Annotated in this window: 25 protein-coding genes and 6 pseudogenes; 12 read left to right on the top strand and 19 right to left on the bottom strand. The window is 68.5% G+C overall.

From position 1 onward, the window contains the following. Nucleotides 1–112 precede the first annotated feature (112 nt). Together ACFYZE_RS28135 and ACFYZE_RS28140 are read right to left on the bottom strand one after the other, a co-directional pair. Complete coding sequence (locus tag ACFYZE_RS28135; RefSeq protein ID WP_388999776.1) at nt 113–676, bottom strand: cysteine hydrolase family protein; 564 nt, start codon at nt 674–676, stop codon at nt 113–115. 1,184 nt (nt 677–1,860) lie between these two features. Beyond that, nucleotides 1,861–2,433, bottom strand: a complete 573-nt coding sequence (locus ACFYZE_RS28140; RefSeq protein WP_388999779.1) for a YrhB domain-containing protein — start codon at nt 2,431–2,433, stop codon at nt 1,861–1,863. A 171-nt stretch (nt 2,434–2,604) separates the two neighbouring features. On the opposite strand from ACFYZE_RS28140, the gene ACFYZE_RS28145 reads away from it, so the two are divergent. Together ACFYZE_RS28145 and ACFYZE_RS28150 are read left to right on the top strand one after the other, a co-directional pair. Beyond that, complete coding sequence (locus ACFYZE_RS28145) at nt 2,605–3,417, top strand: transposase domain-containing protein (protein WP_388999782.1); 813 nt, start codon at nt 2,605–2,607, stop codon at nt 3,415–3,417. Then, nucleotides 3,414–4,010: a transposase gene (locus ACFYZE_RS28150; RefSeq protein WP_388999785.1), complete on the top strand. Its 597-nt coding sequence runs from the start codon at nt 3,414–3,416 to the stop codon at nt 4,008–4,010. The genes ACFYZE_RS28145 and ACFYZE_RS28150 overlap by 4 nt, the downstream gene beginning before the upstream one ends. Before the next feature lie 40 nt (nt 4,011–4,050). Here the strand turns inward: ACFYZE_RS28150 and ACFYZE_RS28155 are convergent, their stop codons facing one another. Continuing rightward, nucleotides 4,051–5,265, bottom strand: a complete 1,215-nt coding sequence (locus ACFYZE_RS28155) for an SMI1/KNR4 family protein (protein WP_240362508.1) — start codon at nt 5,263–5,265, stop codon at nt 4,051–4,053. A gap of 406 nt (nt 5,266–5,671) precedes the next feature. Between ACFYZE_RS28155 and ACFYZE_RS28160 the strand changes: the two are divergent. Continuing rightward, a pseudogene (locus tag ACFYZE_RS28160) lies at nt 5,672–5,830 on the top strand (DUF6461 domain-containing protein); the annotation flags it as partial. 73 nt (nt 5,831–5,903) lie between these two features. After that, a complete protein-coding gene (gene tnpA, locus ACFYZE_RS28165) occupies nt 5,904–6,272 on the top strand; it encodes an IS200/IS605 family transposase (RefSeq protein ID WP_055626711.1) in 369 nt (122 codons plus the stop codon). Here tnpA and ACFYZE_RS28170 read toward each other — a convergent pair. From ACFYZE_RS28170 to ACFYZE_RS28180, 3 genes and pseudogenes are all read right to left on the bottom strand, one after another. Continuing rightward, nucleotides 6,166–6,759, bottom strand: a complete 594-nt coding sequence (locus ACFYZE_RS28170) for an aldehyde dehydrogenase family protein (RefSeq protein ID WP_388999789.1) — start codon at nt 6,757–6,759, stop codon at nt 6,166–6,168. The two genes, tnpA and ACFYZE_RS28170, sit on opposite strands and share 107 nt — an antisense overlap. Beyond that, nucleotides 6,701–7,525 carry an aldehyde dehydrogenase family protein gene (locus ACFYZE_RS28175; RefSeq protein WP_388999792.1) on the bottom strand — a complete coding sequence of 275 codons (825 nt, stop codon included), beginning with the start codon at nt 7,523–7,525 and terminating at the stop codon, nt 6,701–6,703. Before ACFYZE_RS28175 ends, ACFYZE_RS28170 begins: the two co-directional genes overlap by 59 nt. A gap of 195 nt (nt 7,526–7,720) precedes the next feature. After that, a pseudogene (locus ACFYZE_RS28180) lies at nt 7,721–7,929 on the bottom strand (ATP-binding protein); the annotation flags it as partial. 269 nt (nt 7,930–8,198) lie between these two features. Here ACFYZE_RS28180 and ACFYZE_RS28185 point away from each other — a divergent pair. The 3 genes and pseudogenes from ACFYZE_RS28185 to ACFYZE_RS28195 form a co-directional block, all read left to right on the top strand. Then, nucleotides 8,199–9,263, top strand: coding sequence for a YihY/virulence factor BrkB family protein (locus ACFYZE_RS28185; RefSeq protein WP_388999795.1), 1,065 nt, complete (start codon nt 8,199–8,201; stop codon nt 9,261–9,263). 181 nt (nt 9,264–9,444) lie between these two features. Then, on the top strand, nt 9,445–9,957 hold the full coding sequence (locus ACFYZE_RS28190; protein ID WP_388999798.1) for a phosphatase PAP2 family protein: 513 nt from the start codon (nt 9,445–9,447) through the stop codon (nt 9,955–9,957). 122 nt (nt 9,958–10,079) lie between these two features. After that, nucleotides 10,080–10,583, top strand: a pseudogene (locus ACFYZE_RS28195) (YhjD/YihY/BrkB family envelope integrity protein); the annotation flags it as partial. A 63-nt stretch (nt 10,584–10,646) separates the two neighbouring features. Here the strand turns inward: ACFYZE_RS28195 and ACFYZE_RS28200 are convergent. The 6 genes and pseudogenes from ACFYZE_RS28200 to ACFYZE_RS28225 form a co-directional block, all read right to left on the bottom strand. Then, nucleotides 10,647–11,042 carry a DUF2267 domain-containing protein gene (locus ACFYZE_RS28200; protein WP_389000124.1) on the bottom strand — a complete coding sequence of 132 codons (396 nt, stop codon included), beginning with the start codon at nt 11,040–11,042 and terminating at the stop codon, nt 10,647–10,649. A gap of 108 nt (nt 11,043–11,150) precedes the next feature. Next, the gene (locus ACFYZE_RS28205; RefSeq protein WP_388999801.1) at nt 11,151–11,273 is read right to left on the bottom strand and encodes a hypothetical protein; all 123 of its coding nucleotides are present in this window, start codon (nt 11,271–11,273) and stop codon (nt 11,151–11,153) included. A 45-nt stretch (nt 11,274–11,318) separates the two neighbouring features. After that, nucleotides 11,319–11,711: a DUF2267 domain-containing protein gene (locus tag ACFYZE_RS28210; RefSeq protein ID WP_388999804.1), complete on the bottom strand. Its 393-nt coding sequence runs from the start codon at nt 11,709–11,711 to the stop codon at nt 11,319–11,321. A gap of 83 nt (nt 11,712–11,794) precedes the next feature. Then, nucleotides 11,795–12,346, bottom strand: coding sequence for a nucleotide exchange factor GrpE (gene grpE, locus ACFYZE_RS28215; RefSeq protein WP_388999807.1), 552 nt, complete (start codon nt 12,344–12,346; stop codon nt 11,795–11,797). After that, nucleotides 12,343–13,701: pseudogene (dnaK, locus tag ACFYZE_RS28220) on the bottom strand (molecular chaperone DnaK); the annotation flags it as partial. The pseudogene dnaK and the gene grpE, both read right to left, overlap by 4 nt. Nucleotides 13,702–13,846: 145 nt before the next feature. After that, nucleotides 13,847–14,044: pseudogene (locus tag ACFYZE_RS28225) on the bottom strand (DnaJ domain-containing protein); the annotation flags it as partial. Nucleotides 14,045–14,285: 241 nt separating this feature from the next. Between ACFYZE_RS28225 and ACFYZE_RS28230 the strand changes: the two are divergent. Continuing rightward, on the top strand, nt 14,286–14,666 hold the full coding sequence (locus tag ACFYZE_RS28230) for an STAS domain-containing protein (protein WP_388999810.1): 381 nt from the start codon (nt 14,286–14,288) through the stop codon (nt 14,664–14,666). A gap of 582 nt (nt 14,667–15,248) precedes the next feature. Further along, nucleotides 15,249–15,401 carry a hypothetical protein gene (locus ACFYZE_RS28235; RefSeq protein WP_388999813.1) on the top strand — a complete coding sequence of 51 codons (153 nt, stop codon included), beginning with the start codon at nt 15,249–15,251 and terminating at the stop codon, nt 15,399–15,401. A 541-nt stretch (nt 15,402–15,942) separates the two neighbouring features. Here the strand turns inward: ACFYZE_RS28235 and ACFYZE_RS28240 are convergent. Both ACFYZE_RS28240 and ACFYZE_RS28245 read right to left on the bottom strand, forming a co-directional pair. Next, nucleotides 15,943–16,365 carry an Hsp20/alpha crystallin family protein gene (locus tag ACFYZE_RS28240; RefSeq protein WP_388999816.1) on the bottom strand — a complete coding sequence of 141 codons (423 nt, stop codon included), beginning with the start codon at nt 16,363–16,365 and terminating at the stop codon, nt 15,943–15,945. 78 nt (nt 16,366–16,443) lie between these two features. After that, nucleotides 16,444–17,154 (bottom strand): HdeD family acid-resistance protein, encoded by a 711-nt coding sequence (locus tag ACFYZE_RS28245; protein ID WP_388999819.1) that lies wholly within the window; start codon nt 17,152–17,154, stop codon nt 16,444–16,446. A 248-nt stretch (nt 17,155–17,402) separates the two neighbouring features. Here ACFYZE_RS28245 and ACFYZE_RS28250 point away from each other — a divergent pair, with 248 nt between their 5' ends. Both ACFYZE_RS28250 and ACFYZE_RS28255 read left to right on the top strand, forming a co-directional pair. Further along, entirely contained in the window at nt 17,403–17,825 is a 423-nt protein-coding gene (locus ACFYZE_RS28250; RefSeq protein WP_388999822.1) for an Hsp20/alpha crystallin family protein, read from the top strand. 46 nt (nt 17,826–17,871) lie between these two features. Further along, nucleotides 17,872–18,051 carry a hypothetical protein gene (locus tag ACFYZE_RS28255; RefSeq protein ID WP_388999825.1) on the top strand — a complete coding sequence of 60 codons (180 nt, stop codon included), beginning with the start codon at nt 17,872–17,874 and terminating at the stop codon, nt 18,049–18,051. Nucleotides 18,052–18,702: 651 nt separating this feature from the next. Here ACFYZE_RS28255 and ACFYZE_RS28260 read toward each other — a convergent pair. The 4 genes and pseudogenes from ACFYZE_RS28260 to ACFYZE_RS28275 all read right to left on the bottom strand — a co-directional run bounded on the left by ACFYZE_RS28260 (nt 18,703) and on the right by ACFYZE_RS28275 (nt 20,584). After that, the gene (locus ACFYZE_RS28260) at nt 18,703–18,903 is read right to left on the bottom strand and encodes a cold-shock protein (RefSeq protein ID WP_388999828.1); all 201 of its coding nucleotides are present in this window, start codon (nt 18,901–18,903) and stop codon (nt 18,703–18,705) included. A 262-nt stretch (nt 18,904–19,165) separates the two neighbouring features. Then, the gene (locus ACFYZE_RS28265; RefSeq protein WP_388999831.1) at nt 19,166–19,777 is read right to left on the bottom strand and encodes a hypothetical protein; all 612 of its coding nucleotides are present in this window, start codon (nt 19,775–19,777) and stop codon (nt 19,166–19,168) included. 222 nt (nt 19,778–19,999) lie between these two features. Beyond that, nucleotides 20,000–20,254, bottom strand: a pseudogene (locus tag ACFYZE_RS28270) (sugar nucleotide-binding protein); the annotation flags it as partial. A gap of 33 nt (nt 20,255–20,287) precedes the next feature. Beyond that, a complete protein-coding gene (locus ACFYZE_RS28275) occupies nt 20,288–20,584 on the bottom strand; it encodes a hypothetical protein (RefSeq protein WP_388999834.1) in 297 nt (98 codons plus the stop codon). Between the two features lie 166 nt (nt 20,585–20,750). On the opposite strand from ACFYZE_RS28275, the gene ACFYZE_RS28280 reads away from it, so the two are divergent. After that, nucleotides 20,751–21,221: an ATP-binding protein gene (locus tag ACFYZE_RS28280; protein WP_388999836.1), complete on the top strand. Its 471-nt coding sequence runs from the start codon at nt 20,751–20,753 to the stop codon at nt 21,219–21,221. Between the two features lie 446 nt (nt 21,222–21,667). Here the strand turns inward: ACFYZE_RS28280 and ACFYZE_RS28285 are convergent, their stop codons facing one another. After that, on the bottom strand, nt 21,668–22,093 hold the full coding sequence (locus ACFYZE_RS28285) for a DUF4267 domain-containing protein (RefSeq protein WP_388999839.1): 426 nt from the start codon (nt 22,091–22,093) through the stop codon (nt 21,668–21,670). Between the last annotated feature and the right edge of the window lie 243 nt (nt 22,094–22,336).

A 22,336-nucleotide genomic window follows, 5' to 3' on the forward strand; every position in this document is an offset into this window, starting at 1 on the left:
CCGAGTACGAACGCGAGTGGTGGCGACAACAGGAAGCCACCCCCCAGTCCGCCTAAAACAAGATCACCGGACTCCACGAAACTCGGGGCAGCTCAGTCCGGGCTGCCTTCCGCTATTGCGGTGCGATGGTTTTGACCCAGTCCTCGACCGCGAGGACATCTGCCCACTGCGGGAACAGCTTTTCGGTGAGCATCCGGTGCACCTCGGGGTCGGTGTCGAGGCAGGCATCCGCCAGGACGGTGAGGCCGAAGTCCAGGTCGATGGCGTGCCACAGGGTGGACAGCACTACAGCGCTGGTGGCGATGCCGGTGAGAACAAGGCTGTCGATATCGCGAGCCCTGAGTACCAGGTCGAGGTCGCTGCCCGAGAACGCGCTCCCCCGCCTCTTGGTGACCACGACGTCGCCCTGCTGGGGCGCGACGTCGTCATGGATCTCGGTGCCAGGGGCTCCCTCGGTGAACAAGCCGGCCCGCACAGCGTTTGTCATCACCTTGTTGCGGGGGCTGACTTCTGAATCGCCCGGCCGTAACCTGAGCACCACGTAGATCACGGTGATACGCGCAGCCCGGGCACCGTCGATCGCCCTTCGCAAGCGCGGCAGATATCCGGAACCGTCATCGGCGATGGCCACGACGTCCCGTTGGACGTCCATCACCAGAAGTGCGCTGTTTGCCATGCTTTCCGCCCCTTCTCCGTTGGGACAAGTCTGGTGGATCAACCGAGCTGCGGTGGAGGTTTCGGAGATCTTCGCAGCGTCGCGCCGCAGTGCCCCCACGACCGGTGTCAGTTCTCATCGACATTTTCTTGCCCTGCAATCACCAAGTGCTGCCCGGACTCGGTGACAAACGGTGTCGCACGTCAGTTACGAACCCAGAGCAGGGCCGCCTCGTCGGTATCGAGGTGCCGGCAGCCAGTTCGAAGCTGCCAAAGTACCTACTCGAGTCAGCGGAGCGTGTGGACGCCGAAGGCGCATGAGGCGGCTCGACCGCACAAGTCGCAGCCAGGGTCACGGACATGCAGCGTGTGGATAAGTGGCCCGTGGGGTGTTCCAAGCTGCACGAGGGAGGCTGACGGACCGTGGACAGCGCGCTCGGTGCCGGGCCGAGCGGTTAGATCCATGCGCTCCGGAACGAGCGTGTCCGGCGTAATCAGCCGCCATCCGACGATGGAGCTTGCCCCTGCTCGCTCATCCGCCGCTCCCTCGTACACCGCCTCGGGCTGGACGTGGCCGCTGCCGACCACGTCGGCGAATGCCGTGCGGTCGTCGCGGTTGCCGGCCGTGTAGAAGACGTCCGCCCCTCGTTACGGACGCTCCGCCTGGTCCCCGCCCACCCCGCTCCCGGCGCGGTGGGCGAGGATCGGACAGACCGGCCGGCCTCCCGCACCCCCCTGTCCCCCACTGATTGGAGAACTCGCGGCCTCATAGGTGTGCTGACGGATCAGACCCCGCCCCCCTGGCGGAAGGCGAACCGGCACAATACGGCGTCGGCGGACTGCCAATCGGCTCCCTGAGGGGCACCCACCTGCACGGGCCCCCCGACCAGCAGTCGCAGGACCCGCGCCCGAGCCACACCACGTCGACGCCGACCGCGCCCAGCCCAACCGCACGCACACACCCTCTGGCTTCCGCAGGTACTGCTCCCTCTCCGCCGTACGCCGGACCTGGCCGCGTGGCTGCATCGGCGAGACGCTCCGAGACATCGTCGACGACAAAGCGGCGGGAGTCCTCATCACCGACAGCCGGATGCAGTGCATCCACCACCCCTTCGACGGTGGCACCGACGTCTTCCTCGCCCCTTCCGACGAGCGGGACCGGATGCGCGATCGGCATGCCGACTGGCTTTCCAGTCATCCGTCGGGTCACTGACCCGCTCGAATCGCCGCCCCATTCAGAATGGTCTTCACGGCAAGTACCTGGTTGAGAGGCTCCACGAGTTCCTTGTGGGCGACGGCCACGAGGCTCGCCGGTGCATCACCCTCCAGCAACGCGCCCACGTACTCGATGGCCTCCGCAGGCGAGAGCCCGGGCAGCCTCTGACGCAGTGTCCGCACAGCGTGCATGCGGCCGCGCGTAGCGGCGACTTCGCGGAGCACATCGTGTAGATCGTCCACCGCAGTGCGCACCGGCAACCCACGTATACGGGCCCGGTAGTCGTCCTCCCATGCTCCGGTCACCGCGGAGACGACGCCGACCTGATGCAGTCCCCCGTCGACACGGTCGACCAGGTACGGCCCGTTGCCTGCGAGCATGAACTCCGGATTCCGAGTGCGCGCGAACTGCTCGGACGTCCAGTAGACGATCCACACCAGTTCGTGCTCCTCGACGTCCACCACAGCCATGCGCAGTGCCTCCGCACCCCCAGCACGCCACCTTTGATAGTCGCGCTCCAGTTGTTCCTCGACGGCCCGAACTGCGGCTTCTCGCTCGATCACGCCTGCAGCATCCCGTACGTGCCTAGGACCAGCCAGTGATTTCCCGCGGCCCGTAGAGCTCAACACCGTTGCGTTAACGCTGTGACCTGCGGGGCAAGGGGGTTGGGCGAGGCAATGGGACTTCTGTAGATCAACGATCGGCGAGAAAGTCGGTCAAGGTCAGGGGTCCCGATGCAGGAGAAGTCTGTCATCACGTCTACGGTCGAGACAGCCGCGGGGGTGTTCGCTCCGGGGCACCTGGGCGAGTTGACCCAGATCGTGGACTTCGCGTTGGTGGGCGCGGTGCTGGAGGAGACCGGTCGGCGCGAGAAGCGGCTGCGGCTGCTGCCTTCGCGGGTGGTGGTGTACTTCGTGCTCGCTCTCGCGCTGTTCGAGCGCCACTCCTATCGCATGGTGTGGTCCAAGCTGACGGCGGCCTTGACCCCGCTGGCTCTGGTGCGTCCCTCGGTCTCCTCGCTGACACGGGCCAGGCGCAGGGTGGGGGCCGCGCCTCTGCGGGGTCTGTTCGAGACGCTTGCCGGGCCCGTCGCCCGCCCCGGGCAGGACGGGTCCTTCTACCAGGGCCTGCGCACGGTGGCTGTCGACGGGACCCTGCTGCACACCCCCGACGACGAGACGCTCACCTGGCGCTACCCCAAGTGGGCCGGGGAGAGTCTGGGGTTCGGCTATCCGCTGCTGCGGCTGCTGGCCCTGGTCGAGTGTGGCACCCGAGCGCTCATTACCGCCGCCTTCGGACCGGAGTCGGAGGGAGAACTCCCCTATGCCAAGCGGCTTCTGGCTGCCCTGGACAAGACGATGCTCCTGCTGGCCGACGCGGCCTTCGACGGCAACGAGTTCCTTCATGCCGTCCATCAAAGCGGGGCGAGGTTCCTCGTGTGTTCCGGGGCCCCCGTGTCCCCGCCTCCGCCGAGCACCTGGGCGACGGTTCCTACATCGCCCGCATCGGCTACGGCGTCCTCCGGGTACTGCTGCCGGTCCGCGTGATCGAGGCGACCCTCACCGTCACCCTGGCCGACGGCACCGTCCGCACCGAGCAGTGGCGGCTGATCATCAATCTGCTGGACCCCGTCAAGTATCCGGCCACCGAGCTCGTTGATCTCTATCACCGCAGGTGGCAGGCAGAAACTGCATATTTTTCGATCAAGGCCACGATGCTCGACGGCCGTGTCCTGCGCTCCCGCAGCATCGACGGCCTTGACCAGCAGGTCTACGCCCTGCTCACCGCCTACCAGGCCCTGATCCGCGCCGGCGACGACGCCCTGACCGGACGGCCGGACATACCCATGGAACGGATCAGCTTCACCGTCCTGCTGGCCGCCGCAACCGACACCGTCACCGCGAGCCATGGAATCTTCCCCAGCACCCTCGTCGACCTGGTCGGCACGATCGGCCGCGCGGCCCTGGGCGACCTCCTGCCCGCCCACCGACGGCAACGGGTGAAGGCCCGCACCCGAAGGAACCCCACCAGCAAGTACGGCCCGAACGCGGGACAACACCCCCACAAGGCCCAGAACTACACCGTCCGCACCACCGTCGTGTTCTTCGCCGACGGCCTCAACAGCCGCTCATGGCCCTAACGCAACGGTGCTGAGGCCCCAGCCCGTCGTCTTGGGGCCTTCACCACGGCGCGCCCGGCCCGAACGGTTCGAAGAACATGACGTCCAGCGGATGCAGGTCCCGGCCGGTCAGACCGGGGAAGCCGGATTCGGCGGGGCCGCCGCGCAACCACGTGAGCAGGGTTGCCGTGAAGTCGCCTGGCAGGGGCGGTCCTTGGTCGCAGTGGCGTGGGTTGACGGCTACGCGCCATGTCTCGGGCGGGCCGTCCGCGCACCAGCCGATCTGGTCCCCGTCGATCGTCGACGCGAACGGCAGGAAGCCGCCGGGCTCGGGCCACGCGGGCATCGGGTAGTACTGGGGATGGGCGGCGCGCAGTTGGCGGTATCCGTCAAGCATGCCCTCGACGGTGGCCGCGAGCCCCTGCTCCCGTGGCCGGTCCAGGGACAGTGGGGCGCTCATGTCCAGCCACCAGCTCCAGTTGCCCGCCCCGTACCGCTCCGCGAGCGCCACGAAGTCCGGCGGCAGCCGGGTGCCGAGCCGCTCGAAGACCTGCTCCCATGTGCCCTCGCCCAGATACGGCTCCAGGGGCGGTGGAACCAGCGCCATGACGGCGTCGAGGCCCGAGCCCTCGGTGAGCGCCGCGTGCTGCCGCGCGTCCACGGCGGTGCCCGCAGGCGGTGGCGACCAGGGTGCGGCCCCGGCCAGCGGCGGCCAGACCCGTATCTGTGAGGACAGCGGGCCCAGCAGCCCGCCGGGCTCGCCCGGGTGCGGCACGCCGGTGCGCAGCAGCGTGAACAGCAGCTCCAGGAAAGGGACTTCGTAGTCCACCCAGGGCTCGCTCACCCCGACTGCCACATTCGTGGTCATGAGCGTGACCGGCCACTCGTCGGGGTCGTCCGACGCGCCCGTGTTCCAGAAGAGGTGGTCGCCGCTCCTCGTCGTGGCGAAGGCGAGCAGGCCGCCCTCCTCGGGCAGGAAGGGGCGCCGACGCGCGGTGAACATGCCGGGTCGGATCGCCGAGTGCCGGTGCGTCTCGACGATCCATGCTGCGTACTCGAAGCGGCCGTCGGTGCTGACGCACGGGGGGTGCAGCCGGATCGCCGCACCCGGGCCGCCTATCTCGGCCGCACCGTACGCCGACACGAGCGCTTTGTAGTCACCGGGCAGCGGGGTGCCGAGCCAGCCCTCGACCGCCGCCCAGTCGACGGCGGGCGCCGGGCCGGGCGGCGGTCCGACGAGACCTGTGAACGCGGTGATCCGCGCAGAGTGATCCATGGAGCTGAGGATGACATCCCCCACCGACATTGAGACTGGGACCTGGCACCGCTCGGGGGTCTGACCAGCCCACTGACTGACGCTTCAGCTGTCCTCGGGTTGAATCGCTCGGCTCCCGGGCGGTGCCACAGCGCGCGTGACCGGCCGGACTACCATGACCTCATTGCCTCGCCCAACCCCCTTGCCTCGCAGGTCACAGCGTTAACGCAACGGTGTTGCCGTAGAGCTCGTAACACGATCATGTTTCTGACATGGCCTCGGCGGCGCGACCCGAGGACCAGCTCCCGCGGTAAGAGCCGGCTTGCACCGGGCGTTGTCAGAGGCATCAGGCACACTGCGCCGTATGAACTCGGTGACCGCGCACGACTACGCCTGGATCCGTACCTCGCCGCTCTTTCGCCACATGATGGGGAGCGGATACACCCTGACACTGATACGGGGGCGGACCCCGCGCGAGGTGCTGCGCGCGATGGAGGCGCAACCACGCGGCACCGGGGAGGGAACGGCCGGGCTGATCGAGGCGGACGACGCTCACCGTGCCGAGGTGGATTACGACTACTGGGACGAGTCCTACGTCGCGGGCGCCTTCAGCGCTCGGGGCGGGAACGGTGACTGGACACAGGCACGTTGTTTCGGCGATGCATGTGCACTTGGTCTTTGTGACGAAGTACCGGCGCGGGGTGTTCGACGACGAGATGTTGACGCGCTGCGAAGAGATCATGCGCAAGGTGTGCGAGGACTTCGAGGCGGAGCTGAAGGAGTTCAACGGCGAGCGCGATCACGTCCACCTCCTGGTGCACTACCCGCCCAAGGTCGCCGTCTCGAAGCTGGTCAACAGCCTCAAGGGCGTCTCCGCCCGCCGGATACGGCAGGAGTTCACCGGCCGGATCAACCGCGCCATCATGCACGGGCACCTGTGGTCCCCCTCATACTTCTCCGCATCGTGCGGCGGAGCACCGTTGGCGATCGTCCGCCAGTACATCGAGCAGCAAAAACGTCCGCTCTAACGTGCACGTCAGAGCAGTCCTGAGATGCATTCACCCCCTCCGTGAACGCCGGGGCTTTCTGCAAGAATCCCGGTAAGCCAGCACCCGTTCGCGCTGACGCTGGCTGACGAGCGGGGCCGATCTGGGTGCCGGGGTCGAGCGCGTCACCGACGACGGCGTCACGGGCCATCGCCGTACAGAACCCGACCACTTCCCGATACCTGCTGCGCGGAGCCAGGATCCTGGTACTGGCGTAACAGGTCTGACCGTTGTTCAGCAGACTGGCCATGAAGAACTGCTCTGCGGTCGCGGTGAGGTCGGCGTCGTCGAGGACGACGGCCGCGGACTTACCTCCCAGCTCCAGGGTCACCGGTCGCAGCAATTCGGCGCATGCGGCGGCCACTTGACGCCCCGCACTGGTGGACCCAGTGAACGACACCTTGTCGATGTCAGGATGGGAGACCAGATACGCGCCGGTGTCGCGGCCGCCCGGAACGATGTTGATCACGCCGTCGGGGATCCCCGCTTCCTCGACCGCCTCTGCCAACAGCAACCGAGTCGAGGACCGTCTCCGGAGCCGGCTTGAGGACGAGCGCGCAACCGGCCGCCAGAGCCGGGGCCATCTTGAAGAAGGCGATGGTCTGAGGGAAGTTCCAGGTCATGATGGCGGCTACGACGCCTGCGGGTTCCCGGCGGACCAGGGTGGTGCCACGGGGCAGTCCGGTGCGCAGTTCCTCGGACGTCATGCTGTCGGCCAGACCCGCGTAGTAGCGCAGCAGGGCTGATGGCACCACACCTTCGAAGGACCGGGCGACAGTGATCGGCATGCCGTTCTGCGCGCTGACGGCGGTGGACGTCGCCTCCTTCCTCGCCTCGAGCGCGTCCGCGAGACGGATCATGGCGGCCGCGCGATGTTCAGGGCCCCAGGAGGCCCAGCCGGCCGGTGCGTCGAATGCGGCACGAGCGGCTCCGACCGCTCGGTCGATGTCGTCCTGGGAACCGTCCGGCACGGTAGCGAGATGATCGCCGGTACTCGCGGATGCGACGTCGATGACACGGTCGCTGGACGTGTGCACCCAGCGTCCTCCGACGAGCAGATGGTTGGGATCCATGGTGAACTCTCCCCACGGCATGCCATGGGACCACGACACTCCGTGGTGTTCGACGGGTGGATGACCAGCGGGCACGAGGGTGCTCAGCGCGGTACGCAGGCCGCTGACGGTCATGGTTTTCCTGCGTGGTGGCCCGGCGCGTCGAATCTGCGGGTGGGCCACGTCTGCGACGCCCCTTGCGCCTGTTGCCGGCCTTGGAGGAGCGCTTTCATGATGTCGTGTGTGGCAGCAGTGGACACGCTGCCCCGTGACACCGTGTTCCTGGACGGCGAGCTGAGCCCGCGGGAGTTGGCCGACGACGTGCTGGCACGCGTCGGCGCGGTTGCGGGCCGGTAATCCGGCTTCTCGTGCGTGCGGTCAGCCGTTGCCCTGCTGGTTCTCGGTGTGGGCGAGGCGGTAGAACTCGGTGCCGGTTTCGATGATGTTGCCGCCGAACGTGAGCCGGTCTCCATGATCGCCGCGCAGAGCAGGTGGTCAGTGAAGGTCTTCCTCCAGCCTCCGAACGATTCGTTCGAGGCGATGGCCACGGAGGCCTTCTCCTCCCGCTCGGCCAGAATCTGGAACAAACAGTTCGGTGCCGCGGCACAGTCGTGGTGGGAGTCAGCCAGTTCTCGATCCTGTCCATCACGAGCAGCAGCACAACCAGTCCGGGCGGCAGCAAAACCGCTGTGACGATCACGACGGAGCGGTCCCTTCCTCGGCAGCAGTCCCGACCGGGTTCCCGTCCTGCCGGGAACGGCGACGGTGATATGTGGGAAAGCGAGTGAACGTCGGGCGCGCCGATACGCGAAGGATCCGGTGTTGACCTGGGTGCTGTCGGGTTACCCGTCACGGTATGGCGAAGCTGCATCTTCCAGGCAAGAAGGATCACCACGGCGCCGCGCAGGACCCGGCCTCCCGGGTGCCGTCGCCGCAGGAGGCGGGGCCGGACCCGCAGGTTGAGCAGGCGGCGCCGGATGCGCCGACGAGGCTGCCGAAACAGGCCTGGGGCGCGGTCCTCAAGGGCAGCCTGAAGGAGTTCAAGGACGACGAGCTGACCGACCGGGCGGCGGCGCTGACCTACTACGGGGTGCTGTCCTTGTTCCCGGCCCTTCTGGTGCTGGTCTCCTTGTTGGGGGTCACCGGCAGGTCGACGACCGACAGGGTGCTGGCCAACCTCAAACAGCTGGCTCCCGGCTCGGCGCGGGACATCCTCACCCGGGCGGTGGAACAGCTTCAGGGCAGAGCTGGGACCGGATCGGTGATGGCGTTGGTAGGCGTCGTGCTGGCGGTGTGGTCGGCGTCCGGGTACGTGGCCGCCTTCATTCGCGCGGCGAACGCCGTCTACGACATGCCGGAGGGCCGGCCGGTGTGGAAGATCCTGCCGGTGCGCCTCGGCGTCACGGTGGTGCTGATGGTGCTGGCGGTGGCCAGCGCGCTGATCGTGGTCTTCACCGGTGGCCTAGCCCGCAAGGCCGGGCAGGCGCTCGGGGCCGGGGACGCGGCGCTGGCGGTGTGGGGAATCGCGAAGTGGCCGGTGCTGGTCCTGCTGGTCACCGTGATGATCGCGATCCTGTACTGGGCGAGCCCGAATGCGAGGGTGAAGGGGTTCCGCTGGGTCACCCCGGGCAGTTTCCTGGCGCTGGTGATCTGGATGGCCGCCTCCGCGGGCTTTGCGTTCTATGTCGCGAACTTCGCCTCCTACAACAAGACCTACGGCACCATGGCCGGCGTCATCGTCTTCCTCGTCTGGTTGTGGATCAGCAACCTCGCCATCCTGCTGGGGCTGGAATTCGATGCCGAGACCGTGCGGCAGCGAGCTATCGCCGGCGGCCATCCCGCCGAGGCCGAGCCGTACACCCAGCCTCGTGACACCAGGAAGTGGGACGAGGACGACCTACGGCGCCTGGACGATGACTGAGCAGATTTGGCTTCCGGGCGCGATGGGGGAAGCGGCTGTCTTGCCGTTCTGGTGCGCTTGTAGTCCTGCGTCCGCCACGCGCCCTCCTCCGCACGGTGATCGCAGGGGCATGGTGCGGTGGTGACGGGGATACTTGCAGTTCATGAGGCTGTTGGCGGGGTTGCGTGAGACTGATCGGCGTTTGACTCGGCGGCTCGCCGCCTGCACCCCTGCGGATGCGCACCGGACGCTGTCGGCGGTGGAGGAGTGCGCGCAGAGCAGCAAGTTGTGGTGCGGCGCGGCCGTGGTGATGGCGTGGGCGGGGGGCTGGCGCGGGCGACGCGCCGCGGCGGCCGGTCTGGCGGCGCTGGCGGTGGCGCAGCTGGTCTCCAACGGGTTGTGCAAGCATCTGGCCGACCGGGCCCGTCCGCCGAAGGAGTGGATCCCGCACGACGAGGTCGAGGACCGCCCCGAGTCGTCCTCGTTTCCCTCCGGGCACACCGCAGCCGCCGCAGCCTTCACTGCCGCCGTCTGGCCCGCCTGGCCGCTGGCGGGCATGGTGTGCGCGGTGCCAGCCGCAGCGGTGGCGATCGAGCGCGTGCAAAGCGGTGCCCACTATCCGAGCGATGTCGCTGCCGGGGCCGGGATCGGCCTGGCCACCGCCTGGCTCATCCGCCACAGCCCCCGCTTGGCGCTGCGGTGGCGACTGCCGTAGTCGCGCCTTGCTCGCCGGCTCGCCACCACCCGCATGGGCGGTGCGCCCTGTCCGAAAGGGGGGAAGCAGGACAGGCCGCGCTCTACGCTGGCGGCCACCGTGGCGGTGGGCACCGCCTACGGGTGTCAGGATCTTGCTCATGGCACAGTGGGTGCGTTAACTCCAAGCGCTCCCAGTTGGAGTGGCTGGGTAAGGCCCTCGGTGCGGTAGACCTCTCCCGCCCGAGGGCCTGTGCCTGCCCCAGTGGGGGCGGCCTGAAGTTCCTCGGCCTGCTGCCCGTCGGCGTGGCGGTGACCACGGCGCTGTCGGCCGCCGCGTCAGCCGCCAGCGCGTTCGGCACACGGCTGGCCCTCGGAGTCCGCATTGCCGCCGCCCTGGTAGCCATCGTCTTGAACGCCGCCCTGCTGCTGCTCACCTACCGGCTCCTGGCCGGGCGGCGGATACCGCTGCGCCTGATGTCCGCCACCGCCCTGGGCGGGGCGTGCGCCTGGCAGATGCTGCAGTGGGCCGGCTCCTACTACGTCGGCCACGTGCTGAAGGGCACGACAGCGACCTACGGGATGTTCGGCATCGTGCTCGGCCTGCTCACCTGGCTCTACCTCGGCGCCCTGATCTACATCATCACGGCGGACGTTTGCCCTTCTGTGGCCGGCATCCGGTGCCCGGTGGGTGTGCGGGACGGGGCTTGGTCAGGTGGACTGGGGGCGGCCGAAGAGCAGGTCGTAGCCTGCGGGGAGCTGGAGCAAGACCTGGCCCAGGAGGTCGTGGCCCGCAGCGTCGGCGACGGTGCTGAGGACGGCGCTGACGTCCCAGGCCGCGGTCTGCTCGGTGGCCCCCTCGATCCAGGCTGCCGTCGCCCGCACGAACCTCTCCGGCGTCAGCGGCTCGGCGCTCTGCAGGGGGTTGAGCAGGATCAGGGCGAAGTCTTCCGGTAGGCATGCCGCCAGCTGGGCCCGCACCTCGCCGATCAGGTGCGCACCCAGCAGGGCGAGGACCACGCGCGCCGCACGCTCTGCTTCGTGCTCCGTTTCGTACTCACCGCGTTCCTTCACCTGCTCGAGGAAGACTTCGCGTCGCAGGGTCACGTCGGCCGCCACCCTTCTTCGGCTCTTTGCTCCGGTAAGGGCGGAGGGCGGGTGAGGGGGAGATCAGGTGCCCGTCCTCCGCCGCTGGTCGGCCCCGGCCGCCATCGATCAGCCGGAGATCTCCTTGCGGCACCCCGACGGCGATCTTGCGCGGCTTGACAGCCTCGGCGATCGTGACGCGCAGGCTGCGGTGGTCACGCCCTGGCCCAGCGGACCAGTGCTGGTCTGCACGCCGACGACGTGACCGTACTCGGGGTGCCCGGGGGGTCTTTGGTTTCAGCTGGCCAGATCGGCTTTGCCGAACAGTACGGCGTAGCCGGAGGGGAGCTGGCTGATGATCTGGTTCAGCTCACCTCCGGAGACAGCGCCGGCCAGGGTGGTCAGGACCGCGCTGGCGTCCCACTGTGCGGTGCGCGGCCGGGCGCCGGTGCGCTCGGCGACCCGGCGGTAGAACTCCTCGATCCCAAAACTCTCCGCCTGCGCCTGCTTGGCCTCGACCAGTGCCTGTCCGAGCGGTCCGGGCAGCTGGGAGGCAAGGTCGTCGACCTCACCCGGGCTGATGCGCTGGGCCAGCACGCTCAGCACCGCGTCGGTGACCTTCGCGGCTTCGTCCTGGCTTTCGTATTCGCCGAGCTCGCGTACGCGAGCGAGGAATTCGTGGTGCTGCATCGTTCGTCACCTCCGCTTGCCAGCGATCTCAGGGCATCGGATGCGATGCCCTCTTCCCCGGTACCCAGGTGGGGGCAAGCCTGTCAGCTCCGCACGACAGGCAACGGCGGCTTGTCTGCTCGGGCGGGTGACCCCCGTACGCCGCACTCCGACGCCGGTGCGCTCCTCGCGGGCGGGGCCGGCCCGGTGACCTCCACAGTCGCCGGGCGCAGCAGGTGCTCGCCAAGACGGTAGCCGGGACGCAGGACCGCCGAGCACAGCAGGCGGTCCGCAGCGGCGCAGACGTGGTGGATGAGGGCGTGGTGGCAGGCGGGGTCGAACGGATCACCCACCTGGCCGAACGAGGTGGCGCCCAGCGAGCCGAGCTGCTCCTGCAGGCTGTCGGCGATGTCCTTCAGACCGGGCGTGAGCGGCTCCTTGGCGCACGCCCGGTCGACGGCGTCCAGCACGGGCAGCAGCGCCTTGAGCACGTTGGCCGCGGCGATCTCGCGTACGGCCAGGCGGTCCCGCCGAACCCGCTTGCGGTAGTTGTCGTACTCGGCCTTGACCCGCTGCAGGTCGGCGGTCCGCTCCTGAACCAGGCGCCGCAGCTGCTGAAGTTCGGTGCTCTGCGGACCGCTCCTGGTCATCGTCATCCAGCCTCCGGCTTGTCGTCGTCGACGATCTCGGCGTCCACCACGTCATCGTCGGACGAGCCACCGCTCGTACCACCGCCCGCGGACGCGTCGGCCGCACCCGCCGGCTGCTCGGCCCGGGACTGCTGATACAGGGCGGTGCCGATCTTCTGCGCGGCCTGCGCGGTGCGGTCGACGGCCGGCCGGATCGCGGCCGTGTCCGCGTTCTCGTCCTTCAGCTTCTCCTTCAGGTCGGCCAGCGCCGTCTCCGTCTCGGTCTTGGCATCGGCCGGGATCTTGTCCTCGTTGTCCTTCAGGAGCTTTTCGGTCGAGTAGACGAGCTGCTCGCCCTGGTTGCGGGTCTCGGCCGCCTCGCGCCGCTTGCGGTCTTCCTCGGCGTGCTGCTCGGCTTCGCGGACCATGCGGTCGATGTCGTCCTTGGGCAGCGCCGAGCCACCGGTCACCGTCATCTTCTGCTCCTTGCCGGTGCCCAGGTCCTTGGCCGAGACGTGCATGATGCCGTCGGCGTCGATGTCGATGGTGACCTCGATCTGCGGCACTCCGCGGGGAGCCGGCGGCAGGCCGGTCAGCTCGAACATGCCGAGCTTCTTGTTGTACGCGGCGATCTCCCGCTCGCCCTGGAAGACCTGCACGGTCACCGACGGCTGGTTGTCCTCCGCGGTGGTGAAGATCTCCGAACGCCGGGTCGGGATCGTGGTGTTGCGCTCGATCAGCTTGGTCATGATGCCGCCCTTGGTCTCGATGCCCAGGGACAGCGGGGTGACGTCGAGCAGCAGGACGTCCTTGACCTCGCCCTTGAGCACACCCGCCTGCAGCGAGGCACCGACGGCCACGACCTCGTCCGGGTTGACACCCTTGTGCGGCTCCTTGCCGGTCAGCTCCTTCACCAGCTCGGTCACCGCCGGCATACGGGTCGAGCCGCCCACCAGCACCACGTGATCGATGTCGGACACCTTGATTCCGGCGTCCTTGATCGCGTTGTGGAACGGCGCCTTGCACCGCTCCAGCAGGTCCGCCGTCAGCTGCTGGAACTGGGCGCGTGTCAGCTTCTCGTCCAGGTGCAGCGGTCCCTCGGCCGAGGCGGTGATGTAGGGCAGGTTGATGGTCGTCTCGGTTTGATGGTCGTCTCGGTGGACGACGACAGCTCGACCTTCGCCTTCTCCGCCGCCTCCCTCAGGCGCTGCACGGCCATCTTGTCTTTGGACAGGTCGACGCCGTAGTGGTTCTTGAACCGCTTGACCAAGTGGTCGACGATCCGCTGGTCCCAGTCGTCACCGCCCAGATGCGTCGCCGTTGGTGGCCTTCACCTCGATGACGCCCTCGCCCATCTCCAGCAGCGACACGTCGAAGGTGCCGGACCGGCCCCGCACGCAGCGGCGGCTCGGGACGCATTTCCCCGAGCAGTACCGCGTACCGCCACGCGGACCGCGCCGGCACGGTAAGGGCAGCTCCTCGATCAGGCCTCGGCAGCGTGTGCTCGAGGCGCCGGTCGTACGCCGCCCGCAGGATGGGATTGCGCAGCGTCTCGTACGCCGCCCGGACTTCAGCGAACCGGGCGGCGGTGTCCGCGTCCACTCGGGTGTCGGGGCGCAGTTCCCGCACCCGGGCGCGGAAGGCCGAGGTGATCGCCTCGGCCGTCGCCGAGGGCTGCGCCCCCAGCACCGCGTACAGGTCGGATTCTGGCTCCGGCGCCTGCACGTCCGGCCACCTCCTTGCCCATGCTGAGCTGCGGTTTCATACCCTCTTGCCTGCTTTCTGAGATAAAACTTGAGTCTTGCATTGTCAAGTCTGGGCGAGGTATAGGGGAGGTGGTGCCCGCAGTACTCCGTGATTGCGAAACGCTGAGCGGTGCAGGGCGAAGGAGTGGAAGCAGAGATGCAGGGTTGCTGACCGTGGGCGGCTCGCGCACACACTGAGAAGCAGAGAGGGGGTGCGGATCATGGCGCTGTTCCTCGCGGCGCACTGGCACAACGGCTGGGCCGTGATAGAGATCAAAGGCGTCCTGGACGCGGCCACGGCCCGTGAACTGCGTGACTTCGCTGCGTCCGTCCATGCGCAGCACCGGCACCAGCACCTGATCCTGGACCTGTCCGAACTGACCCATGCCGATGCCGACGGCCTCGACGCTCTGATGTCCGTGCGGACGCTGCTGGACCAGGATCAGGGGGAGCTGCGCCTGGTATGCCCACACGGGCGGACGGAGCGGCTGCTGCACAGCAGCGGCGCTGCTTCCGACCTGGCCGTGTATCCGTCCCTCGGCGCGGCCCTGTCAACACCCCGGACCGTTCCCGCACACTGGATGGGAGGTGGAGTGCAGTGATCACCGAACTTGCTGTCGAACGTGTGGAGTTCACGTGCGGCTCGTGCTGACACCGCTGGAGCGTCGACTACGACGTCCAGCGCTACCGAGACGCTCTCGACGCCGAGTGGGAGGTTTTCTACTGGGACAACACCGCGGTTCCCTCCCCGTATACGCCGCAGGGCGCCCCACCCTGCGAGCACTGCGGCCGCCGCTGGGTCGGACGCCTGGTGGCGCGCCGACCCGTGCCGCTGCCCGGTGACTCAGAGGAGCCGCGCAGCCGTGTCCCGGTCGAGGGCGGCCATCGGCCCGAGCGGCACGCCGCGCCGATGTTGCACGCCGCCGGTCACCCGCAGCCGCAACCCGGCGCACGAGTAGCCCAGCCGTCCACGAAGCCGTCCGGGTGATCCGGACAGTGCGCGCCTGCCCCCTGACGGCGGGCGCGCACTGTCTGCCAGGAACTTCGCACTCCGATCTCCTGGGCGCTGCGGCGGCCCCTCGGGGCGTCACGATCGGCATGCACCTGTGAGCTGCGGCATTGTCGGTCCGCGCGGTGGGCCTCCACGATGACCGGACCAGACGAGTCAAGGAAGGCAGCTCCTCATGGGTGATCATGTGCACGTTCGGCTCAGCCAGGGGCTGAGCGTGTCGGCCGAGGGAGAACTGATCGAGCACTCCCGCTGCCGGTGCGGGGCCACCTTCACCAAGGTGTTCGACGCGAACGGCGGGAAGCCGGAGGGTCCGGCCCCGGCCTGATGCGCTCCCAGCGCCGGACGCGAGAAGCCGGCAAGGTTCTCCCACCTGACGCTCCGCGGGACCGTCGCTTCTGTTGTACGCCGTATGCGCGGGTAACCGTGCGAGGGACCGTGGCTTCCATGGGATGACGGTGGCACGTCGGTGCCCTGGCGCCCCGACGGCTCGCGCAGAAGGGGATCGCATGACCGGCATCGACGTGGGCGTACGGGCACGCGCGAGCCCGGTGGCCCGGGAGGATCCGCACCGGTGGCGCCGCGGTGGCGGAGCTGGCTGCTTGAGGGGCTGAGCGAGCAGACGGCCCGGCATCCCGGCCCGCACCGTAGGCCGCATCCCGAGCAGGAGGGGCATCGGTGGTGGCGGACGATGTGCCTGGCCTTCGGCGTCGTGCTTTGCGGTGCGGGACTGGGCTGGCCTACGGCACGCCACGGGACCTGTCACCTGCCGGCGCCCCCGCGGTCGCATACGCGCGAAGGGCCAAAGACGGCGTCAGGGCCCCGGACTGATGCCCGAGGCCCTTGAAGAGACGGAGTTGCTGTGGCGGTCAGCTGTCCAGCTCCTTGCGGTCGCTGCCACCGCTGATGGCGATCTTGCGCGGCTTGGCCTGCTCGGCGACCGGGATCCGCAGCTTCAGCACCCCGGCCTCGTAGGAGGCTTCGATCTTGTCGGTGTCGAGGGTCTCGCCGAGGAACAGCTGCCGGCTGAACGTCCCCGCGGGCCGCTCGGTGACCACCGTCTCGGTGTTCTCGCCGTACGCCGGCTTGCGTTCGGCCTTCACCGTCAGGACGTTGCGCTCGACATCGAGATCGATCGACTCCGGGTTCACGCCCGGCAGGTCCAGCTCCACGAAGAACGTGTCACCCTCACGCCAGGCGTCCAGCAGCATGCCCGCCGGGTGTGCGGCCGTGCCCCAGACCCGCTCGACGAGCCGGTCGAGCTCGCGGAAGGGATCCGTACGCATCAGCATCTGTCATCGCTCCTTCACGTCGTTCCGGCGTCCAATCCGCTCTACTTCTGATGTACCACTGCGCTGGAAAGTTGACAACTATCGGCTCAACTTGTTGCGACTGTTCTGAGCGGTGGTCTGCTGCAGCCAGGCCGCGTCCGCCTCCGGATCAGGGGTGGACACGGCCAGGCGGGTATACGGGGCGTCGCGACCGAAGGTCGTCACCCCGAGCACTGGGCCTTGGGCGCGCAGGGCAACGAAGTCGAGGCCGTGGGCGTGCTGGAGCTCGCCCACGCACCAGTGTCCCGGGCGCCAGGCGGCAGCCAGCCACAGGCCGCCCGTGATCAGCGCATAGACGCCCAGGACCAGCGCGATGGCCACCGCACCGGCCTCCGGGCGCAGCCACAACAGCACACCCGCCACCACCGACACGACGGCGGAGGCCCGCCACCACCACGCATGCCGCAGTTCATGCCGCATCCGCGTGGCGGCCCACAGCTCCAGGCAGCCCGTCACGATGGCCCAGGCGCCCGCCATGACCACCAGCGCCAGGGCCGTCAGACCCGGCCACAGGGCCGTGACCAGTCCGGCCACCACCCCCAGCGCGCCGGCCGCCGCACAGGCCGCAGCGGGCCGGCGCTCCTGGGGGTGCCGCCACGCCGTAGCGATGAGCATCGCGCCGTCCACCAGCGTGTACGCACCGAACACCCAGGCCAGGGCCAGCACCGTCAGCTGCGGCCAGAGCAGCGTCAGCACGCCGAAAACCACCGCTGCCGCGCCGCGGGCGGCCAGCAGCCAGACAGGCTTCATCCTTTCCGTCACAGCGGCCTCCCTTCCGGCCATCCCGTGCGCCAACCGCCGGACCGCCCTCGTGGCGGCCGATGACGTCGGCGCAACCGAACACTCACAGCACGTGATAGGAGATTGAGTCTCCCACTGTCAACTTCGTGCAGCCAGAGCTTGTCAGTGAGTCTTCTGTCGGGTTATACGGATAGGCAGGTACTCGATCGTCAGGCCGCAGTCCCTGCGGCCTGCCTTCAGGGAGGGAGAGTTGGGAGATGCTTGCGCGTGCGGGTGTTCTGGGCGATCTTGACCGGCTCACACTGCAGCTCGCGAACGGTGCCGCGTCGGCCGGCACCATCATCCCGGCGGATGCCTGGCGCGACGACGAAGCGCTCTACCTGCAGTTCGATCTGCCCGGTATGGACCGCTCCACCATTGAGCTAGCCACAGAGCATCACACGCTGACCCTGACCGCCGAGCGGCCCTCCCCGATCCCGGCCGACGCCCGTCCCGTACTCACCGAGCGGCCCACCGGCCGGTTCACCCGCCGCCTGGCGCTGTCCGACGCCCTGGACACGGCTGCCGCCGAGGCCGCCTACGACAACGGCGTCCTCACCCTGCGCATCCCGCTAGCGGCACACGCCAAGCCCCGCAAGATCGCCATCTCCGGCGGCTCACCCAAGCAGCTGACCGCCTGAGCTCCACTGGCCCGTCCGACCCATCGCATCGAAGGAGGCTCACACCATGGGCGCCCTGCTGTGGCTGCTCATACCCCTCTTCGCCGGTATTGCTGCCAGCGTCTGGGCCTGGGACACCGGACGCCGCAACCCCAGCCCGGCCGACCATGACACCTGGCAAGACCTCGACCGATACCAGCGACTGCGGACCGTCCTGAGCGCCGATGAACACGCCAAGACGGCGTGAGCGAGGTGATCGCGAGGCCGCGAGACACATCCTCACTGCGGGCTCCTCGCTGCGGGCGAGGTTGCTGGGGTGTCCGTTCGTTCACCCATCGCTGACCCCCGCGTTCGTGGCGGTGGCTGCGGGTTCCTGCGAGCGGCGTCGATACGCAACGTCAGGGCTGCCTCACCGGCGAGCGCATCGCGGGCCTTGACGGCAACGACGCCGCAGAGGAATCCGTGCCTGGCAAGCAAGCAGATCACCTGACGGCCGTCCGCGGAGTCGTCGTTCCGCGCCTCAGCGACGCCATACCCGGCGGGTATAAGTGCCCGGCGGGTAGTCGATCAGAAGCCCGAACTCCGTGGCCGCGGCCTCCTCAGGGCGCCCTTCACACAACCCGGATCGCGCGCGCCCAGCGACAACGCGCTGACTCACAGTCTCTCCGCCCGGCTCGCTCGGGACGTAGGCCGTCAGAAGGGTGTCGTGATATTCCCGAAGTGGTGCGTCGATCGTCAAAGGCGCAGGCGGGGCACCGCGCGAACACACCGGCGCCCTTCCTCGCACGTCTTCCCGTGAAGGACGGCATCCGCCGGGCGGTTCATCCCATGCGCGAGAACTCCGTACGTCGTCAGCAATCGGTCCCCTGCGTTGCCCGGCACTGGGACGTCCTGGGGATCAGATGACGCGGACGCCGGTGGCTTGGGGGCCCTCGGGACCCTGGGTTACCTCGTATTCGACCCGCTGGCCCTCCTCCAGGCTGCGGTAGCCGGTGGCCAGGATCTCGGAGTAGTGGACGAAGAGATCGGGACCGTTGTCTTGTTCGATGAAGCCGAAGCCCTTATCGGGGTTGAACCACTTCACGGTGCCCTGCGCCACGCTCGCTCCTGTGTCGTACCCGTGCCGGTGGGGCCATTGTCGCCGCACGCTTCCTTGTGGCCGGGTGCCGACACGCCCGCCCGTGGGGACGGCTGTTCCGTGCCGATCGCGAGCACGACGGACCGGATGACAGAGAGCGGCAAGGCCTCTGGCCAGCCCAGCAGCCGCAACCCGGGGGTCCGGGGCGGATTACCGCAGGTGGCTTCCGTCCACGAATCCTGTTCGCCGTCGACCGCCCAAGCTCTCCTGACCCTTCGCCCTCTCAAGGGGAGCCGTTCGTCAGTAGCAGGTGGAAGGTGCGGCCTCGGTAGACGAACGTGGCGGTGTCGGAGCCGCTGCCATCGAAGTACACCGGCCGCTGCGGCTCCTCGCCACTGTAGTAGCCGGTGGAGCGCAGGAAATCGGGGCTGACAGCGGCGAAGGACCAGGCCGGGACGTCTGGCCCGAGCAGTTCCCGGGCGAAACCGCACACCAGTTGCTCGGCCTCCCCCGCCGGGTAGTGGTGGCCGTAGAGGCTGAATGCCTCGCAGAGCATCCAGCGCAGCCGTGCCAGGAAGCCTGCACGGTCGAGGGGGCTGACCGTGGCACGGAAGCCCTCGCGCAGGAGCGGATGCTCGAAGGGCTCACTGTCGTACTCGTTCGACAGGTTGTGCCAGTTGCGGCGCAGGTCGGCGGCCCGCATCAGCCGCTCGAACAGGGCACTGCGCAGAAAGGCGTGCAGGACATCCTGGCGGTTCCCGGCGACGACGGGTACGTCGCACTCCGCTGTGAGTAGCAAGGTGTTGCTGTTCATCGCGTGGTCGACGGCAGAGAGGAACGCATCGACGGCAGGGGGTTCGCGGTCGGGCGGCGGGGTGAAGTTCGGGGAACCCATGGCGGCAGCCTTGCGGACGGCCGGTCGCTACTTCCACGGCTTTTCCCCGCATGCCTACCCCAACCGGCATCTGCTGCGACTCCTGCTCCGCCGGGCGACGAACGGCAGCGCGGCCGGGTTTGTGATGGGGGCCGCTCGCTCATGGGCCGACGGCCTGGGCGGTCACCGGTGCGGTGCAGAACTGGCGAGCACCGCGCAGTGTGGTGTTCAGTTTCCGTTGGGTAGGGCGGCGGCCAAGTCGGCGACGTGCACTGGGCAGCGAATGTCGTCGGTGAACAGGACGCCGTCCCGGGTGCCGGCAGCGAGTTCACGCACGGCGTGCTCATGTACGGAACGCCCGTGGCCGATGATCAGTGACGTGCGGGCGACAACTGCCTCCTGGTGCACGGCGCGAACGCCGGTCTCCGCCGCCGCCTTCGCTGCCCCGTACGGGGTGACGGGATCAGGGAGGCAGCTCTCGTCGTGGTCTCTCCGGGCCTGTATCCGGAACGCGGATCCGGCTGGGATTCGTCACGCTGCGTCGAAGTCCGACCGGGGCCGTACCTCCACAATGAAGTCCGGCTCCTCGGTGCTGTCCTCCTCGTCGTGCCAGAGGAAGACCCGCACGTGCATCGCGTGGTGGAGGCCGATGCTCTCCCACTCGGTCATCAGTTCGCCGACGACCCGGCCGATGGCCAGCTTGGCTCCCTCGGCCGAGTCGGGTGCGGTGATCGCTCCATGCCAACGCTCGGCGTCGCCGTAGGGGCGCCATCCCTCGGAGCCGTGCGGCTCGAACACTCGGTACACCCAGTCCGTCTCGGTGCCCATACACCGATCCTGTCACCACCCTGTACCGGGCGCAGCAGCCGATCCATCGTTGGCCGCTCCTGCCACAACGGTGGTAACCCCCAAGATCCCCGTTGGCCACGTCTGTGGCGGGATTCTTTGGGTAGTCGGGCCAGTGTCAGGTAGGGGTGCGAGGACGAGGCGGCTTATGAAGCAGGCTGCTGACGGCGAAGGTTGGGCGCCGGCCGATGAGTCGATCTCGTTATCTGCCGCGTTCGAGGGCACGGAGGCGATCGCTGAGGCCCGTGATTACGCCCGGTCGTTCCTGCACACTCTTCAGGCCGTGCACGGGGTGCCGGTGTCAGTCCGGGCGATGGGCAACGTGCAGCTGGTGGTGAGCGAGCTCATGACCAACGCCCAGAAGTACGCCCCGGGCCCGCATCTGCTGACGCTGGAGGCCGATGAGGGCGCCGTCGCGGTTACCGTGTGGGACAGCGAACCCCGGCCGCCCATGATCCAAGGCTTCGATCCGGTCCGGGTGGGTCAGCACGGTCTGGAGATCGTCGTGGCGCTCTGCCGGAGCTTTGAGGTGCACCGCGAACCGGTGGGCAAGCGCATAAGGGCAACAGTCGATCTCGCCGGCGACCCCATCGGAGACATGGCCAACCGCGCGTTGTGACCAGGTCGCCGCGATCTCGGGGCGGCAATCGGCTCCGGCGAGGCCGCGGCGATCCTGCCGCGCGACACTGATCTTGGACAGCAGCTTCAGCGCGATCCTTCCGTTCTGTTCGCTCGCCGCTCACCAAGCCGAGCGGCTGACCTCGGCGCTGACGCCGTACCCGGCTGACCAGCGGTAACGCACGCCGCAGGGCCAATCGGCGCCCACCTGGACACTTGCCCTTTTCAGGTACAGCAGTGCTCGGCTGTGCACCACGTCATCCGAGCTGGTGCACGGCCCAGCCCATTGCGCGTCATGGCTCGCCGTGAAGGCGGTCACCCGGAGTTCGGGTGACCGCCTTCACGGCAGCGTGTCCCAACCAGCCCGGGCCACCATGGCAGATCGGCCCGGGGCTGCCAGACGTAGCGGACGTCCGGCTCTCGCTCATCGTTGCGCCCGGACAACCCTCAGGCGGGCTGCGGGGCGGGTGTTGCCGGAGCGGCCGCGACCCTGCGGGTCTCGCGCATTATCAGCAGGCCGTTGACCACCATCAGCGTCGCGGTCAAGCCGTGGACGCCGAGCGCGGTGGCCACGGAGCCGTGGTGGGCCAGCACGGTGGCCATGTCGCCGTACGCGGCGAGGGCCTCCACCAGAAGCACCCAGCCCAGCGCCCGGCGGTGGCCCGTCACCAGCAGGATGCCCAGGACCAGGGCCAGGACGACGTCGCGGATTCCCTTGATGACCAGGAAGCCGCCGCCGTCGCCGGAGGGCCAGCTCGGCAGGCCGAAGCCCGGCGCCGTCGTCTCCGGGCTCAGGATGAACTCCATCCCGAACCAGAGGATGAAGAGGATGAAGGCGGCGGCCAGGACGGTGTTGATCTTCTTCAGCGACATTGTTCTTCTCCTTGCGAGTCTTCGCCGGTTTGGTGAGCTTCGTGGAGCTTGCTGAGTCGCGTGGGCCCTGATCAGGCCGCGCGGACGCGGCTGTTGGAGGGGCATAGCTTGTCGGGATCGCAGTTGTGGGCTCTCGGCGGCAGCCGCATTCCCGAATGTCGGGATTCCGGTGGCCAGTTGCCGCCTGGGGAGTGGGGATTGTGCGCCACCGGCGCGGCGTCGGCCCGCGGGGTCAGAAATCCG

It is taken from the genome of Streptomyces sp. NPDC001796, assembly GCF_042892355.1.
GTDB lineage: Bacteria > Actinomycetota > Actinomycetes > Streptomycetales > Streptomycetaceae > Streptomyces.